Source organism: Flavobacterium geliluteum (genome assembly GCF_017948595.1).
GTDB classification, from domain to species: Bacteria; Bacteroidota; Bacteroidia; order Flavobacteriales; family Flavobacteriaceae; genus Flavobacterium; species Flavobacterium flavipigmentatum.
Genome location: NZ_JAGFBV010000002.1, coordinates 1 through 18,807 on the forward strand (window position 1 = coordinate 1; position 18,807 = coordinate 18,807).

The window sequence follows — 18,807 nt, forward strand, 5'->3', positions numbered from 1 at the left end:
ATAATAGAAAACGTCTGCATTCTTCTTTGGGATATAAAACACCTAAAGAAATCGAACTAGAATTTTATAAAATTAAAAGTGTAGCATAGGTCTTAGAAAATTTGTCCCACTTTTTGTTGCAAGTCCAATTACGAACTCCTCCCGGAACCAGATCAAATGTTAGTTTTTCTATATACTCTTGACATTCAAAACTATATTTTCCGGGAATAGTTCCTGCATTGGTACCCGGCGAAGGCATAATAGTAGTATGTATACCGGTCCCTATTAATTTTCTTTCACTTTTTTCGCTATTATTATAACTGACCCAGGTACCTTGTAATACTTTTAAAATACCGTAATCTACATTGTTTACTATCTTCTGTAGATTATCCTCATAAAAAGGCCTAATTGGATCTTCAATTTGAACTTTTGAATATCTTGACATCAAAGTTTCTAATATACCTTTGTTATCTTCCTGAACATCTCCCAGAAATGCTTCATTTCTATTTTGATCTGAATTTGAATTAACTTGATCTAAGTTTATATCCTCTTCAGGGTTGTTACGTTTTAGCATAATATTGTTTTTAAATTAATAATTTGTACATCTAATGTCTGATAACATCGTCTTTTTAAAAAAGTAGATTTATTTTACCATCCTAAATAATAATCTTTAGACAACCAGAACGGACGATCAAGTCCAAAATATTCCTGAAGCATTTTCTCTGCTTCACAAAAAGCACCTTCGACCCAACCTTGCTGATCAGAATAGGCTTCCCCGCAAATATGAATTTGTTCGTTAACATCGGGCTTTCTCATGTAAGGCATTACTTTTTTAACAGAATATCCAGCTTTCCATGCATGATATCCTGCACCAAAAGGGTCGTCTGTCCAATCCTTAAAATAAGTTACATAAGGTTCCGGTATCGTTACATCTGCACCGTGTAGTTCACGTAGCTGGTTCATCAATTCGCCTACCATCAATTTAGTAGCCTGAACATCATTTAATTCATGCAACTCTTTTAGCGAAGCTGATTTAGCCGGTTTTACCTCAAAAAGTACTTTATCATCAGAAAGTGCTTTCCAGAAGGTTTCCGTTTCCATATCTCCATAACTTCCTAATAACATAGAGTTGTTAGTTTTTTCATCTGTTCCAAAATAATAACATTGTCTCATTGGTAAATCAGTGATAGAATGCCCGGAGTCAATTCCTAATTCTTTCCACCAAGGGTATTCAAAACCCATTAATATTTTGAAAGCAGGTTCCATAATTACAGAACGGATATTTTTATTGATAACGGAGTTTTCATCTGCATTAAAAAAGAAATTATTTTGATCCAGAAGTTCTAAAGATTTTCTAGGCATAGCCAAGACTATAGAATTGGCAAATACATGCCATTTACTATTTGTTTTCAGATTTAGAAATGTCAGTTGGTATTTATGCGTTTTTACTGAATGTTCTTTTGTAAAAGTCACCAGTTTATTTTCAGACCAGATACAGGCACCTTCATGATCTATGTAAGAATTGGCTAATGCATACGCGATACTATCATACCCTTCTTCGATAGTTTTGTAAATGGTTCCTGCTGAAAAATCACCTACCATGTACGGGAAAGCTTCGGCTGAATTCCAATTGATCGTATTGGAATAATAACCTCCTGCATTCGCTAAAAATTGATATCCTTCCTGCGAAACCTGATCCTTAATTAAATTCCAGAAACCAAGATCATTTACTTTACGTTTGTCGTAAGGAGAATTAGGAAAATTATAAACCAATTTAGGTTTTATATCATCCCAGTCTCTGCTGTCTAATTCAAAACTATAATCGTAGATAGAAGGCCCTTTTTTGATTTTTTTAGCATAGTGTTCAGCAACCCATGGATCTGCCATTAAAACATCATAAATAATTTTATTAAAAAGCTGATCTGAACTAAATCCAAAATCATTTTCATTCAAATAATATCGGGTTGGCAGTTTTTTATCTTCTTCCTGAGTGACATTCCAGTCATCTTGTTTAAAATGCTCTTTTCTAAGATACATTAATAGTTTTGCGGGATCGCCCATAGGAAAAGGTACTGGCGTCATAATATCTTTTAAAATAGGGATATGTTTGCTGGGATCCTCCGGAGGTACATAACCTTCAATTAATGTTGTTACAATTTCCTGAGAAGTCAGGTAGCGCATTCCTCCTAACTCACCCCAGAAATTCATTCCAGGCATGATAACAGATTCCAGCCTTCCGCCTAGTTTACTATTCATATCAAAAATTTGTACCTGATCAGCAGTGTATTTTTTATCAGTAACGAGACGATAAGCAGTATATAATCCCGAAGTTCCGGCGCCAATAATAGCAGTTTCGATTTTTAAATCAGGTTTCATTCCTGAATTTAACGGCGTATTTTTATTCATAATATTGTCGTTTTTAAATTGCTTTAAAATATTTATATCCTAATTGAAATGGGGTAATATCAAAATCCGTATGTCCGTCTAAGGCAAGATCCGACATGATTTTTCCTAAAAACGGAGTGAATTTTGCTGCCCATCCGGTAGCGTATAACACGATGTTTTTATGATTGGGCACATAGCTTGGCGCAAAATCAATCAACAATTCCTTATTGGCAATTTTACTCAGGGCGATAAGACATGTTGATGTATATTCAGGTTCCGTACTTAATCCTGTCATGTGCTCTTTTACCCAGTCTGAAGTATAACCTAGTTCTTGCGGATTAGGAATTAAGGTTCTATCACTTGGTTCTTCGAGCGGATTGATCACAAAGTCTGGCGCTACGCGAATGTATTCGGGATGATCCCAGTCGACTGAAGGAAATCCATAAAACTGATTGCCATTTTCACCTACTGGATTTTGAAATACAAACCAGGTTGGGTATTGAATGTTGGGATCTGTTTTTTTAAAATATGCCGAAGACATATTCCAATACGTGGCTTCTATTTTAAAATCGAGCAGATTGACCACGCTATTGATGTAAGGACCAGGAATAATAACTATTTTTTTGGCGATGTAAATTCCGTTTGGAGTGGTGAGTTCAAAAAGTTCTCCCAACTGATTGATTGCCAGTACAGGAGAATTCTCTTCTAATTGAACCGTTTCTTCCTTTTTGCATAAATCTAAAAGTGTTTCATTGGTTGCTTTAAAATTAATACTGGCGCCATCGGCTTGAAACAATCCGGTATAGGTTTCCGGTAAATTCTTAAAATGGTATTTTTCTTCGATTTCTTTCGCTGTTAGCGTTGTATAAGGAACTCCTAATTCTTTTAATGCTTGTTCCGCTTCAGCAATATTTCCCTCTGTAGAATGCACAGCAGGATCTCCAAACCAAAGTGTCCCCACTTTATCGAGTAATGTCGTATTCGTTTCTTTTTCCAGCGCATCCCAATAAGGCTGAGCATCCAACGCCATCTGCACCATATATTCCTGCGGATATGGAATTCTAAACTGGCGAGAAACTCCTGCAGAACTTCCTAGCTGATTTACAAACGTAAACTGCTCTAAGACCAGAGTTTTTGCTTTTCGCTTGCCAAGATGGTATGCCGTAGCCAGACCAATTGGCCCACCACCAATAACGATTACATCGTAGTTTTCTGTGTTCATAATTTTCTTCTTTATTGTAGATTTTGGTTACGCATTTAGAACAATACACAAGCATTGCCATAAGTCTAAATTACTGGAGTTATAAAATCAATTATAAAAAAATGACACAAAACGGAGATTATAAGTCACAAGACAAACTTTAAACTGAATGAAATATGTTAAAACAAAAAAGATGCACAAAGTCCCCTGACATTTGTACATCTTTTATAAAATAATTCCATGTTAAATTAAAACTTGATAAGCACAGTAAAATATGTAGTTTTAACCCGTTGGGGGTAATTCCCCATGTTCGCACCCAAATTGACTCCTTCAGCTAACGATTGCAACACATAAAAAACACTTAAGAAGGAATTAGTTCTACCAAAATTTCCTTTCCAGCTTTATCGTAATAGGTACAGGTCATTTTGTCCATACAGATTTCCCACTTTTCAATACCAAAGGCCGCACACATTTTGATGAAGGTCAGAAAATCTGTTTTACCTTGTTGATGCGCTACCAATTCCGACTTAAATCCTTCACTTTGCGAGTTATCTGCAATTACTAAAGGCTCATATTTTGCCGGTACTTTTGCTGTATAATTGTTAGTTCCGTGGTAGTTAATATGTCCATCTGCAACATAAGCTTCGTAGTGCGTAACACCTAAAGCTTTGATTTCTTTAATGTAAGAAGAAAAGTCTGCACCAGATTTTACTTTACTGTGAGCCGCTTTAATTTGTTCTACTGTAAACATTTTTTTTTGATTTTAATTGTTAAACGATTTGTTGAATTACATGTTATCATAATGCTACTATATATCAAAATGATCATGATTTTAGAATTACATTTTCATTGCATGTACTTTAAGATTACAATGCAAAGATGCAGGTGCTAAAAGCCCTGTAATTGTAAAAAATCGTTTTTCTATAAAAACCGTTTAAAATTTTCTGGAGTTTCGCCTGTAAAGTGTTTAAAATCTTTGATAAAATGAGCCTGATCGAAAAAAAAGTTTTCATAACAGATTTCAGTCAATGTTTTAGTTTTTTGCAGATGCTCCAGAACTGTGTTGAAACGCACAATAGAAGCAAATTTTTTAGGTGTTGTTCCGACCACTTTTCTAAACCGTTTTTCAAAAGGGCTTTGGCTGATAAACAGTTTTTCGTTTAATTCTTTGATACGAATTGTGCCATTACTTTGGTAGATAAGTTTAATCGCTTCAACAATTAATTTGTCTGTTTGAATGTCTTTCAGTTGTGAGACCAAAAACTGTTCAACGATTTTTATTCTTTGTACATCTGTAGTCGCATTTACCAATTTTTCTTCCACTTCAATTACGCTATTTTTATGAAAAACATCATCTAAGGAAAGACTTAGATTAAAAAGTACATTTGCAGGATGTGATGCAAAATGAGTAAAACCAATTTCGGTAAAATAAACCAATATCGTCCCTATGTCGGTCGAATTTTTAAAGATTTTATAGCTGTCAGCAATTCCTGTTATTCCTGCCGAAGAGAGTTTGGTTTCTGTTTTATCATACACATTTACAAGTTTCCCTTTGTATTGAAAACCAATAACAAGTCCAGAAGATGGAAAGACTTTGTATTCATTTTCCAACTCATTCTCCGACACTACAAAATATTTTATGTAGGGTTGTAGTTGTTCACTCGGAAAATATTTGACAAATTTCATTATTAAATCTATTGGTTTGAATTCCCTAAAATTGCCAAAATCTGCTTATCCTCCAAAAACAGATACAAACACTTTAGTAGTTCATAAGAATTTGATCATTGCTAGATTTTTCGCTATATCTAATATAAAACTATTTTTTGTTTTAAGAATTATTTTTATTGAATAGCGGCAAAAAATAAAATTGATTAATAATATTATCTAGATAAAAAAACCGTGAAATTAATGTATTTACGTACTTTTATTTTTTTTAATGAACTTGATGGGAGTGAAATTCGAATCTCTATAATTGGAACAGTTTAGCCTTTAAATCGAATAAAAGAGTGCTAACAAGGAAAACTATTTGACTTTCTAAGCTTCTCCTAATCAATTTTGAACTCGTACATCTCTTCATTTTTTGTTTTTTATAGTTGTGAATTGTTTTTAAAGTTGTATATTTACAAAAGCCAACATAATGATTTTGTATTGCAAAATTATTATGCCAAATTTAAATATTAACCTAATACCCCCTTATCATGAAAAAAATTACTCAAATCATCTGTGTTCTTTTGACAGTTACAAGTATGAGTGCACAACAAGAGAAAGGAATTCTGGGCTACAACAACTGGTTAGACAACTGGACCGAATTTAAGCCACACAAAGTTGAGTATGGAGAACCTAACCAAATTTTAGCTGGAAATATAAGTGTTAATACAAAATTACTTAAGAGAAATGTTTACGTGCTACAAGGAAATGTGTATGTAACAAACAATGCTGTTTTAACAATCGAGCCTGGAACTTTAATTATTGGTGACTTTGAAACAAAGGGAACTTTAGTAGTAACAAAAGGTGCTCAAATCATCGCTGATGGCCTTGAGACTGACCCTATTGTTTTTACTTCAAATCGTAGTATGAAAAAAGCGGGAGATTGGGGAGGCGTAGTAATTCTTGGTGATGCTCCAATCAATAAATTTGGAAATGCTGGTTCTTATAATTTAGATCTTGATCCAACTCTTACCACTTATGGCGGTGAAAATCTTGCTGGAAATTCAGGAATTTTAAGATATGTGAGAATCGAATTTGCAGGAAAAAAAGTTAAAGGATTAGATACTTTTAACGGATTGACTATTGCTGGTGTTGGAAATAAGACAATTTTAGAAAACATAATGGTAAGTTATTCAGGAGGAGATTCATTTGCCTTTTTTGGAGGTGATGTAAATGCTACTAAATTTGTTTCTTACAAGTCAATCAACGACGATTATAAATTTACTCAAGGCGTACAATGTCGTTTATACAACTCATTGGCTGTAAGATCTTCTTATTTATCTAGTAATAAAGACGGATCCCGTTGTCTTGAAGTTAAATCATACGAAAGAAAAAACGAAACTGATTTTACTAAAAAAGGAACTCTAGTTGTCGCTTCAAATATTACAATGCTTAATGATAGCGAAAATATAAAAGCTGATATTCAGGCTGGTCTTGTAAAAGAAGCTGTTTATGTAGCTGAAAATGCATCACTTGAAATGAAACGCAGTGTGATTTCAGGATTTAATCCTGCCGTTTTATTAGACAGTAAAACAGAAATTAATGATGCAAATCTAAAGAAAATCAAATTTGAAGAGATGTTTTTCAATCTATGTAATGGAAATATCTTTACAGAAAACAATTCTAATAATGAAAACTTAGAATACTGGTATGGTAACAGCATCTTCTTTAATGTTTATTCACAAAGCGATAACAAAGAAACATTCGTTGATATATTTAATGCTAAAAGACCAGATTTTAGACTTCAATTAGGAAAAATTACAGCATCTAGCGGAAAATAAAATTATATTTATTTTAACAAGCGGTTTTTTTAAAATCAATAGAAGAATATTACACTTATGTATTAGTTTGAAAATTATTTAAATTAAATTTTTACATAAAAAAACAACCAAAATAGCCTTACCGATGGTATCATCAGTAAGGCTATTTTGATTTTTGAATATTTCTGCAGACTAACACATATAATTTATTGAAGCAAAATAATAAATAGCGCTTAAAAAAGACAGCCTGGTCTGCCATTTATCCATTGTCACTGCTAATTCCATTATTGATGTTACCCTTTCTAAGGTTTTTACAAATTCTGTCAAATCATTATTTTAATGCTTTGATAAATTCAGGTTTGATTGTTTTTTTGATGGTTTTTGCTGTCATGCCAAATTATACCAAACTGATTAAAAAATGGCTGTATCAATAATTATATGCAACTAAAACAATCCTCTATTTCACAACTTAGAGAACAGCTTTCTCTGAATAAGATTTTACAGAAAATCTTAAGCGTCTAGAAAGATTGCATTAAAAAGACGATCAGATTGTACCTTTTGAGCTGACTCCAAAAGCTTAAAAACTTTTAAAAAATGAAAATCTAATTTAGTATACAGGATTTTCTCATTCTGAAAATCTTCTTATTTTTCACATTTTTCCTCATAAACAACATTTTTTATAGATAATACCATTCTTCTAATTCTCTCTTTTATATTAAATTTACAAGAAAGAAATAATATACGCCCCAATAACCAATTAAACGCTAAAGAATGTTACATCATAGACTTAAGTTACTTACTTTTCTACTGCTTTTATCTGTTACGTTTGTTCATGCACAGCAAGACTTAAAAATGCATTACGATACGCCTGCAAAAGAATGGACGGAAGCACTCCCTATTGGAAACGGAAGACTTGGTGCCATGATATTTGGAAAAATCGAGGAAGAATTAATACAGCTTAACGAAGCATCTCTGTGGAGTGGCGGTCCTGTAAAAGCAAACGTCAATCCTGATGCTTTTCAGTATTTAGCCCCTGTGCGTGAGGCATTAAAAGAAGGCAATTACGAAAAAGCATACGACCTTACAAAAAAAATGCAAGGTATTTACAGCGAAGCCTACATGCCTTTGGGAGATCTTGTTTTAAAACAAAATTTTGACAACAAAAAGCCTACCGACTATTATCGAGATTTAAACATTCAGGACGGTATTGCTACAACTTACTTCACAATTGAGGGAGTAACGTACAAGCGGGAAATCTTTGCTTCGGCTCCCAGTGAATGCATCATCTTAAAACTTACCGCCAGCCAGCCAGAAAAACTATCGGTTGTTGTAAGCACGAAAAGTCTTTTAAAAAACAGCATAATAGCGCAAGAGCAGATTCTTAGCATGAAGGGAAAAGCTCCTGCTCATGCTGACCCTAATTATATTGAGTACAATAAAGAACCTATTATTTATAAAGATACGACCCATTGTCGTGGTATGCGTTTTGAGTTACTCGTTAAACCGATTATAAAAGGTGGCAAACTTACTACGCTTGATGATGCACTGAAAATAGAAAATGCGACCGAAATTTTATTAGTAATATCAGCTGCGACCAGTTTTAATGGTTACGATAAATGCCCTGATAGCGACGGTAAAGACGAGCACCAACTAGCGGAAGATTATTTAAAAAAATCGACCAGTAAAAAATATGAGGAACTGCTGAAAGAGCACCTCGAAGATTTTCATCATTTTTTTAATAGAGTCTCGCTAAAACTCAACAAAGAAGAAAAAAATAAATCATCACAAACTATCGAAACACGACTGGAAGAATACTCAAAAGGTGGGGAAGATTCTGGACTTGAAGCATTGTTTTTTCAATACGGAAGATACTTGCTTATTTCTTCTTCCCGAACTCATGGAGTACCGGCAAACCTTCAGGGAATCTGGAACCAGCACCTCCGTGCGCCCTGGAGCAGCAACTACACTACAAATATTAACTTACAAATGAATTATTGGCCTGTTGAATCTAGCAATTTGAGCGAATTATTTTTTCCATTAGATGAATTAATAAAAAATCTATCGGTGACAGGTGCTGAAACTGCAAAAAACTTCTATCATGCTAATGGCTGGGTAGTACACCATAACTCTGATATTTGGGGCACCAGCAATCCTGTTGGTGATTATGGAAAAGGCGATCCAATGTGGGCGAATTGGTATATGGGAGCCAACTGGTTAAGTAGGCATTTATGGGAACATTATCAATACACAGGAGACATTGAATATCTTAAAAAAGTGTATCCAATTATCAAGGGTGCGGCCACTTTTACATTAGACTGGCTGCAGCAAGACAAAGACGGGTATTGGGTTACCATGCCCTCGACATCTCCTGAAAATAAGTATTATTATGATGGAAAAAGAAAAGGAACAGTAACCACAGCAGCCACTATGGATATTGCAATTATAAAAGACCTATTTTCTAATACCATAGCGGCTTCGATTCAATTAAATATTGATCCCGATTTTAGACAAACCATAGAAAATGCAAACAAAAAACTATTACCTTTTAAAATTGGCAAAAAAGGACAATTACAGGAATGGATTGAAGATTTTGAAGAAGAAGATCCACATCATAGGCATACTTCACACTTGTATTCTTTACATCCTGCCAACTTAATATCTCCTTTGAATACGCCAGAATTAGCCGCCGCTTCAAAACGTACATTAGAACTTCGTGGTGATGATGGGACAGGTTGGAGTCTTGCATGGAAAGTAAATATGTGGGCCAGACTTTTAGATGGCAATCATGCTTATAAACTATTTAGAAAACAGCTTCGCCTCACGAAAGACAATGATCCTGAATATGAAGGACATGGTGGCGCTTATCCTAATCTTTTTGATGCACATCCGCCATTTCAGATTGATGGAAACTTTGCAGGAACAGCTGGAGTCATAGAAATTCTAATGCAGAGTCAAAACAATGAAATACATTTATTGCCGGCGCTACCAGACACGTGGCATCAGGGCGAAATTGAAGGCATTGTAGCCAAAGGCAATTTTGTTGTTGCTATTGCGTGGGATATGAATAAACTGAAAACCGCTACTATCACTGCAAAAAACGACGGTCCTTGCAAAATTAGAATAAATGAAGCCTTCAGTATTAAGGGTATTGCTGCCAAAAGTAAAAAATCAGCAATTGGGTATACCTTAATTTTTAAAGCTAAAAAAGGCAAAACATATACAATTAAAACTACAGAATAATAACTACAATAAAACAAACGAATCCTTTTTTACGAAAATGCAAACCAACAGTGTTTGCCACTTAATTTAGCAGCAAAACTCCCCCATTAGAAGGAATTTTTATTTCTACTTCATGATCATCATTTAGTTTTATTGCTTTAATGTTTCCATTTAATTTTTCATCATCAAAGTAGTGCTTTAATGCTGTGCCGGAAACAATCATTGGGAGTTTTATTTTAGTTATAAGAGTCTCCTTTTGAGCATTCACACCAGCTATATACCATTTTGCTTCTTTTCGGCGCGCAAGCACAACATATTTGCCCGGATATCCTTCCAAAAAAAGAACTTCATCCCAAGTTGTGGGTACTTCTTTCATAAAATCTACAGCCCAGGCAGGAGCATCAGTTAAATTATTTGGTGCCAATGCAAAATGCTGAACGCCACTTTGAAAAAGTACCGCAGTCGCTAATGCAAATACATCAGAGGTGATTCGTTTTGAGCCTTTGTTAGGAATATTTTCGCTATTGTAAAATTTATTTAAAGCACTTCCACCGAAATCCATACTTCCCACAACATTTCGGATAAAAGTATGTGTGGCGGCATTGGACGCTTCATTATCACAACTTGCTTGTCCAAAATACAAATTTTCACTCGCTAAAACAGCTTCACTAGCGGCAAAATTGGGATACATACGCTCCCATCCTCTTGGTAATGTACAACCGTGGAAAATAACCATTAAACCAAAATCATTTGCATCAGTTAGAATGTCTTCGTATAATTTCATGGTCACTTGTTTGTCGCCACCAAAAAAATCTACTTTAATTCCTTTTACCCCTATGCTTTTCATCCACGCCATTTCCTGACGGCGTATTGTGGGATTATCCATCTTACCTCTGGGACCTTGCAGTGCATCATTCCAATACCCATTCGAATTATACCACAAATACAAACCTACACCTTTTTTTGCACCATATTCAGCTAGTTCTGCTATTTTTTCTTTTCCTATCTGAGTGTCCCAAAGCGCATCAATTAAAATCGTTTCATACCCCATTGAAGCACTAAAATCTATATACTGTTTCTGTACTGGAAAAGTAGTATTATTATCCATTTTAATAATCCAGCTCCATGAACCTTTGGTATATTGGTATTCTTTTGAAGCTTCGTATTTTGGTTTAACCAAATCAAATGGGATAGTGGTGGTCACAATTGGAGCCAGAGTTTCTCCAATAGTTATAGTGCGCCAGGGCGTTTCACCTAGGAGCGATATTCCTGGTGCCGTGGTTCCGTTACCGTTATTTTCTCCAGCCATGGGAAATCCGATAGTATATAATCCTTTATCATGACCGAGTAACCTACTGCCACAATAACCACTGTCTACACTTGTTTCGGATAGTAAAACCCATCCATCGTTTTTTACTTTAAAAAGACATGGAAACGTATAGCCTTCACCAATACCATTTTTGCCCATCGGAGCATCTAAAGTATAAGAAGTTTCATAACTTGGAGCCGTTCTGGCAAATCCTGTCATGGGCTTACTTTGCGGACAGAGAAATGTTGTCGTTCCTTCGGGTAGAAGAAAGCCAGAAGACTCTTCCTGTACCACGCACGAACGAGATTCATTTTGAGGATATACCTTGTATCTGAAAGCTACATTATTATTACTCACCCTGAATATAATATCGATAGCCATTTTTCCGTCTTTTGTAAAAGAAAATACTGCCTCATTTGCAACATAATGTACATTACGCTGCTTTATATTAGGAAGTTGATAGGTTTCATCGATTTTGTTTTGATCTGGATCGGTTTTTAAAAATAATCCTGTACTAAAATCACCAACATTGGTGGTAAGACCAAGTGGGGAATTTTCGAGAAAAGTTTTTTGATTGTATGAAATACTATAGAATGGCATTCCGTTAGAAATAGAAAGAAAAACTTTCAGTTTACCATCGGGGCTTGTTACCACCGATTGTGCGTTCAATTTTAAAAAACAAAACAAACACAAGTATAAAAGATATTTAAAATTCATAACTGTCTTTTCGTTTATTAATTTATTTAGAAAACATCCAATAATCAAAATATAAAATCTGACTGGAGGCTTTTCCTTTAAATACAAAATAGAGATCATGTATTCCGGATACTTTTTTAACATCCGTTTTTATCAACACCCAGCGATCATTTCCGCCCGTCATGGGAACTTCAACTTTACCTATCAGTTCTCCTTCTACACTATCCAATCTTATTTCAAGAGCTACATTTCCGTTGTGAATAGTTCCTAAACGGGCTGTAAATTTTGAAGCCCCTTCTTTTCGAAAATCAACATCTCTTACTTTCGTAAAAGCATCATTTTTCATAGCTGTAATAAAAACTCCAACCTGCTCATTTTGCATCGCTTTTACCTCTTTTGACCAAGCTATTGTTTCTGCTTCGGTTTTAACATAAGGATTGAGGACAGCGATGCCTTTCTTAATTCCCTCGGTCATATTGAGTTCTTTTATTTTTCCATCTTGTTGAAAAGACATTTCTTCTACCGATACTGATCGGGTGAAACCTCCGCCTCCAGGCAAAGCGCCGTTATGATAGAAAAAATAGGTTTTCCCTTTAAAATCAATAACTCCGGGGTGATTTGTAAAACTTGTGCCCTGAGTAGGCATTACAATACCCTGATATTTCCAGGTACCGGTCAGACTTTTGCTCATAGAATAACCAATATGTTCCGGAATCGGACCAGCTGCAAAAAAAAGATAATACCAATTATTTCGCTTATAAAGCCACGGTCCTTCTTCGTAAGTGGTAGGCCTTTTAGGGTCTTCTTTTCCAAGTCGTTTCCCAAAAGATTCAACGGTATTGGGAATTGTTTTTATCTCTCCATCGAAAGAAATCATATCCTCGTTTAGTCTTACAAAATAACATTCCGGATTGCCCCAAAACAGATACGCCTGACCATTATCATCAATAAAAACAGTAGGATCAATATCGGCATTACTGTTACGAATGAGTGGTTTTCCTAAAGGATCAATAAAGGGCCCGTAAGGACTATCTGCAACGGCCACTCCTATTGATCCCTGACCCTCTTTGTTGGTGATAGGGGCGTACATATAAAACTTGCCATTACGCTCTATACATTGAGCTGCCCAAGCATTCATTTTGGCCCAGCTGAAGTTTTTATAAGATAAAATCACACCATGGTCCGTCCAGTTTACCATATCTTCTGTGGTGTATAATTTCCAATCATTCATAGTAAACCACGTTGAATTGTCTTCATCGTGAGTCGTATACAGATAGACTTTACCGTTATAAACCATCGGACTTGGATCTGCCGTGTAATTTGTCTGTACAATCGGATTTTGACTAAAACCCATCAGAGGAACGAAAATTAATGCTAAAAAGCTGCTTTTTTTTAAATCCATTGTTTTTTTATTAATCATGTTCAACGATTGTTTTTAGATTTTAGAAATTTGACTTCTTTTTCCTCTAATTTTACAAGCTACATTGTAATGGTATCACCAATATAGAAATAGTCAAAATCTACAAAACCGCCAACATTTTTAGTAGCATAATTGAACAACCCAAAACGATATCCCATAAAATGAGGAATTGTATACGGTAATTTTATTGTGCTTCCGATGCTCATCCATTTTTTTCCGTCAAGGCTGTAGAAAAATCTACCCGTATCTGCTTTGTCTTTAAAATTGCATTCTGCTTTCAAGTAAACTCTGTCCTGACTTAAAGAAACACTTTCAATTTCTACTGAATTATCTTTGACGGCTTCGATCATTACAATTTTTTTCGACCCTTTTTCAATTTTTACACCCACCAATCCATAATTCTTTTGTAACAACGAAAGTCCCGCAAAGTCGCCATCTTTCATTTTAGAAACTTCCAAAACAGTGGTTCCTGTGCATTCGGGTCCAAAAGTTCTTTGTGTTAATGTATTTTTAGCCTGAAGAAAAGTACTGTCTGTTCTAGCCGTTTTTAATCTTAAATAGCCTTTTCTTTCTTTTACAGACCAAAGCGAGTTATCCGGATTATGGCTCCATTGCCACATCAAAGGCAAATCGCTATCGGTTTTTTTTCGATTAAAATCATCAGATTGTACCATTCCAGGAATTAAACCTTTGCTTGCAGGCAAATCAAGATTATCGGGAACTTTACCATTCTCGCCCAAGATTGGCCAGCCATTCTCCCATTGAACCGGAACCAGATAAGGAATACGACCCACGCCACCGGAATCTCTAAACAAATAAGAAAACCATCTTCCGTCTGGTGTGTCTATAATTCCGCCTTGAGCGACACCTAAATCATGTAGGGCTACTTTTCCTTCCCAAGGTCCCAAAATATGATCGGCTTTGTGTATAATAACAGTGCGCATCCCTCCTTTTGGCCACGTTATATTAAACAAATAATATTTTCCTTTAACTTTAAAAAGCTGCGAACCTTCAGACTGTAACATGATATTATTTCCTGCGGGAGCACTCGCATTTTCGATCAACACCTTTTGGGTTTGTTTTTTTACATCCGAAAGATCTGATTCTAACTCTATAATTTGGAGTTTTCCTGCTCCCCAAACCATATAAACTTTACCATCATCATCAAAAAAAATCGAGTGATCATGATACGAATCATTCAAAATCACTTTTTTCCAAGGCCCTTTTTCAATATTTTTGGTAGAAAAAATATACGTTTTACCCGTTGTTCCAGAAAAAGTGCTTACATAATAAATACCATTATGATAACGAAAACTGCTGGCCCAAGAGCCTCTTCCGTAATCATTTTTTCCGTTATTTAAGTTTAAGCGGTCATTGTTATCCTCGAGTGTTTGATAAACGTAAGTAAGAAGCTCCCAATTTATTAAATCCTTAGATCTCATTATGGGCAAACCCGGATTCATGTGCATGGTGGTACTGCTCATGTAGTAAGTGTCGTTAACCCTGATCATAGACATATCGGGTACATCGGCAAATACTACAGGATTTTGAGCTTTATTTTGTTGTGCGTAAACATTTTTTACCAAACCAGACAGCAAAATAATCCATAAAAAAGCTTTTCTTATTTTCATAGTTTATTTTATAATTGAATTAAAAAACAACACCTCATCATTATCTATTTTTTGAGAGGTACTGTTTGTTCTGTCCATGTTGGACTATTGATATAAAATTTACCATCAGCATAATGTACGGGTTCAATGCCCATTTGAGGAAATTTTTCCCACGGCTGAAAGGTCTGACTATAAGGATAAGGTCTTTTTTCATCCATAAAATAATGGCACGATGTCCATAAATTGCCATCAGGTCCTTCAAACAAAGCATTGTGCCCAGTTTCTTGATAAGGATCATGTGTATCTGTAAATTGCAAATTATCGTACCCTCCGCTAACCGCTAATTCTGGTCGATATCCCTTTTTTCGGGTTCCAAAAATGGGTTCACAGGAAACTAATTCCCAAGGTCCCATCGGTGATTTTGATTTTAATAATCCTACTTCGTATCCGCGGGTCCAAGTAGAGAAAAACATAAAATAGACTTCTTCTTTTTTAATCACAAAAGGACCTTCAATTCCGCCCACCATCCATTCGGGATAACCGGGCTCTTTTTTGTCTAAAAATTTATGAATTGGAGTGGTTAATTTTCCTGATTTCAAATCAATTTTTGCCTGAAAAAGTCCATTGCCACTACAATACAGATACGTGTCGCCATTATCATCTTCAAATAAAGTAGCGTCATTATTATATTGGTTCGTCAACGGGCCATTCACCAATTTATAAGGCCCTGTAATTTTATCTGCCGAAAACAGCCAGATGCTGTGCTTACTCATTCCCTTTGGATCCTCCTTGGTAACCTTGCCACTATTGACAGTAAGCCAGTATTTATTTTGAATAAAATGAATTTCAGGTGCCCAAAAACGACCATTATACGGGCAGTCCTCCGGAAGTTTGCTAGCGTCAATTAAGTAAGAATGAAATTTCCAATGTATCATGTCATCAGAAACTAAAAGTTTAACGCCTGGATTAGGACCTGTCCAAACCGGATTTGAGGTGCCCGTGGCATACCACTTATCACCTACTTTATTGATCATATAATCACGCATAGAAAGTATAGAATCTCTTGTTATGGGATTCGTGTATTTGAATACTTTTTGTACCGTATTGTTTTTCAATCCTTTAGCTGTATCATTTTTTTGCGCTGACAAAACAGATAAAAAAAACAAAAACAGTATACTAAATTGGTTTCTCATCATTTCTGTTTTATTATAATTTTAAAATTCTAAGCTGATTGAACTTTGGGCTATTACGATCCGCTTTTACTGTTATTTTAATGTTTATCACTTCCAATTTGTCTATATTCAGCCTAATTACGTTATTTTCTAAAGAAACTGTCTGGGCAGGTTTATCATTTACAAGAATTATAATGGCATCCATTTTAAGTTCATCTATACTGCTTATATCCAAAAATCTACCCGAATTATTTTTGTTTATTAGTTGATATGAAATATAAGAACGGGTACTTCTCCAGGACTTTCCATCTTCGTAACCTGAATTTGTTTTCTCGCCTTTGTAAAGATGATCTACTTCTGACTGCTGTTCTCCGCAATTAATCTTGTCTACCGTTTTTGCCTCAAGCATCATCGCATCCGCTTCCTGTTGTTTAAGCAATGCAAGTTTTTCTTGAAACTGCTCTTTTGAATAGTTTTGAAAGTACATTTGATAACGTGCGTCATGTACTTTAAAAAAGGGTTCTAATTCTAATGAATCTAAACTGAAACGCATATTACCCAATTCCTTGAGGTTTTTAATATAATCTTCCTGATCTCCCACAATTGCAAAAGCTTTATCCAGAGAATAATATTTACCGCTTGCTGTGTGTCCCATGCGGCTTTCGTCAGCAAATAAACCCTCTAAATCTTTTGTTCCTGTTTTAGCGGCCAGTACAATTGGACCGTTGACAAATGCACTCCAGTTTGATCCATCAGGCAGTCCTTCTAAACGTGTTGTAGTTTTGAATCTTACCGCTATACGATCTCCCGATTTCCATTTTCTTTTGAGTGTCACATAACTGGATGGTCTGGCTTCTATTTGCTGCGATTTATTATTTATTGAAATTTCGAAATTTTTTGCCCATTCCGGACATCTGATATTCAAAGAAAATGTTTTACTTTTTTTAAGTTTTAAAACTAAGTCAGTAGTATTTTCAAACGGAAATTTTGTGGTTTGTTCGATCTGAATATCTTTTTCTGTCCATTGTAATATTGAAGGAATAAAAAGATTTACAAAAAGATCATTATCCGAATGGCTATAAATTAGTTCTCCGTATTTGGCATGATTTTCAAGCCCTGAACCTACACAACACCACATACTAGTTTCCGGCTGAGAATATACCCGATAATGATTGGGTCTAATAGGAGTAAAATAGACAAATCCGCCTTTTTCCGGATGTTGACTTGACAGGATATGATTGTAGAGTGTGCGCTCATAAAAATCAAGATAACTGATATCATTTTTGTCTAGAAATAAAGCCTTACTAAGACGTTCCATGTTATAAGAGTTACAGGTTTCCGGTCCCTGATTGGATCTGGTCATACTGCTGAAATCATCTGTGGGATTGAAATATTCGCCAACACTGTTTCCTCCAAAGGCTACACTTCGTTTTTGAGTCACATTTTTCCAAAAGAACTGTGCAGCATCTGACCATTCTTTATTACCGGAAAGTGATGCAATTTTTTCAAAACCAATAACTTTTGGTATCTGGGTATTCGCATGAAGCCCCGTTAATTTATCTTCTTTTTTCAATAGCGGATTTAAAAGCGCCAGATGAGAAATTTTTTCAGCTGTTTCTAGATACTTCTCATCTTTTGTGAGGATATACAAATCTGCAAAAGACTCATTTATGCCGCCATGTTCTGTTTTTAATATGTTTTGTATCTGCTCCTGTGAAAGTGGACGGATGAGTTCAATAAACCAGTCTCCGAGTTTTATCAAAACATCTTTTGCCTTTTCATTATGTGCATAACGGTAAGCATCATTTAAACCTGCAAAGAGTTTATGGATATTGTACAGCGGTACCCAAGTATTATTCAATCCAAAAGTGCTTCCATCAATATCACCATTGTGAAGTCGATCCCAAAAAACCTTTCCCTGCGGAATTCCTCCCACATAACCATTATCATTCTTATCCTGGCAAACAGCTAATTCTGAAATCATGTAATCTAATCGGTTTTTAATCTCAGTATTTCCGGTGGAAGCATACATCATTGCCAGCGCAGAAAGATAATGACCCGCAATATGTCCGTCAAGACCTATACTTTCCCAATTACCATATCGCTCTGCTTTTACAGGCAGACCGGAAGATACGAGGTAAGGTGCTAACAGTTTATCGGGATTCAAAGCCAAAATATATTTAAGATCTACATCCTGAGCATTTTTAAAAGGACTTTCTTTTAGTCTTACTTGATTTAAACCGAACGAATGCATTTGGGCTGTTGCCGAAAACCCCATGAATAATCCAAGTAGACAGTATGAAATTTTATATTTTATCAAAGCAATTTTCATCATATTTTGTAATTAAA

At 35.2% G+C, this 18,807-nt stretch carries 12 protein-coding genes; 2 read left to right on the forward strand and 10 right to left on the reverse strand.

From position 1 onward, the window contains the following. Positions 1-64 precede the first annotated feature (64 nt). The 5 genes from J3495_RS01540 to J3495_RS01560 form a co-directional block, all read right to left on the reverse strand. Positions 65-553, reverse strand: coding sequence for a hypothetical protein (locus J3495_RS01540; RefSeq protein ID WP_210664806.1), 489 nt, complete (start codon positions 551-553; stop codon positions 65-67). 74 nt (positions 554-627) lie between these two features. Further along, entirely contained in the window at positions 628-2,385 is a 1,758-nt protein-coding gene (locus tag J3495_RS01545; protein WP_210664807.1) for a flavin monoamine oxidase family protein, read from the reverse strand. A 13-nt stretch (positions 2,386-2,398) separates the two neighbouring features. After that, complete coding sequence (locus J3495_RS01550; RefSeq protein ID WP_210664808.1) at positions 2,399-3,586, reverse strand: FAD-dependent oxidoreductase; 1,188 nt, start codon at positions 3,584-3,586, stop codon at positions 2,399-2,401. 340 nt (positions 3,587-3,926) lie between these two features. Continuing rightward, on the reverse strand, positions 3,927-4,316 hold the full coding sequence (locus J3495_RS01555) for a DUF1398 domain-containing protein (protein WP_210664809.1): 390 nt from the start codon (positions 4,314-4,316) through the stop codon (positions 3,927-3,929). A gap of 170 nt (positions 4,317-4,486) precedes the next feature. After that, entirely contained in the window at positions 4,487-5,251 is a 765-nt protein-coding gene (locus J3495_RS01560) for a response regulator transcription factor (protein WP_210664810.1), read from the reverse strand. A gap of 512 nt (positions 5,252-5,763) precedes the next feature. Between J3495_RS01560 and J3495_RS01565 the strand changes: the two genes are divergently transcribed. Both J3495_RS01565 and J3495_RS01570 read left to right on the forward strand, forming a co-directional pair. After that, entirely contained in the window at positions 5,764-7,053 is a 1,290-nt protein-coding gene (locus tag J3495_RS01565; RefSeq protein WP_210664811.1) for a hypothetical protein, read from the forward strand. A gap of 750 nt (positions 7,054-7,803) precedes the next feature. Then, positions 7,804-10,272 carry a glycoside hydrolase family 95 protein gene (locus J3495_RS01570; protein ID WP_210664812.1) on the forward strand — a complete coding sequence of 823 codons (2,469 nt, stop codon included), beginning with the start codon at positions 7,804-7,806 and terminating at the stop codon, positions 10,270-10,272. A gap of 61 nt (positions 10,273-10,333) precedes the next feature. Here J3495_RS01570 and J3495_RS01575 read toward each other — a convergent pair whose 3' ends face one another. From J3495_RS01575 to J3495_RS01595, 5 genes are all read right to left on the reverse strand, one after another. Next, the gene (locus J3495_RS01575; RefSeq protein ID WP_317192624.1) at positions 10,334-12,229 is read right to left on the reverse strand and encodes a glycoside hydrolase family 97 protein; all 1,896 of its coding nucleotides are present in this window, start codon (positions 12,227-12,229) and stop codon (positions 10,334-10,336) included. Between the two features lie 70 nt (positions 12,230-12,299). Then, positions 12,300-13,658 carry a glycoside hydrolase family 43 protein gene (locus J3495_RS01580; protein ID WP_210664814.1) on the reverse strand — a complete coding sequence of 453 codons (1,359 nt, stop codon included), beginning with the start codon at positions 13,656-13,658 and terminating at the stop codon, positions 12,300-12,302. A gap of 77 nt (positions 13,659-13,735) precedes the next feature. Then, complete coding sequence (locus tag J3495_RS01585) at positions 13,736-15,307, reverse strand: glycoside hydrolase family 43 protein (RefSeq protein WP_210664815.1); 1,572 nt, start codon at positions 15,305-15,307, stop codon at positions 13,736-13,738. Between the two features lie 44 nt (positions 15,308-15,351). After that, entirely contained in the window at positions 15,352-16,482 is a 1,131-nt protein-coding gene (locus tag J3495_RS01590; RefSeq protein WP_210664816.1) for a glycoside hydrolase family 43 protein, read from the reverse strand. Positions 16,483-16,492: 10 nt separating this feature from the next. Then, a complete protein-coding gene (locus J3495_RS01595; RefSeq protein WP_236025372.1) occupies positions 16,493-18,793 on the reverse strand; it encodes a glycoside hydrolase family 127 protein in 2,301 nt (766 codons plus the stop codon). Between the last annotated feature and the right edge of the window lie 14 nt (positions 18,794-18,807).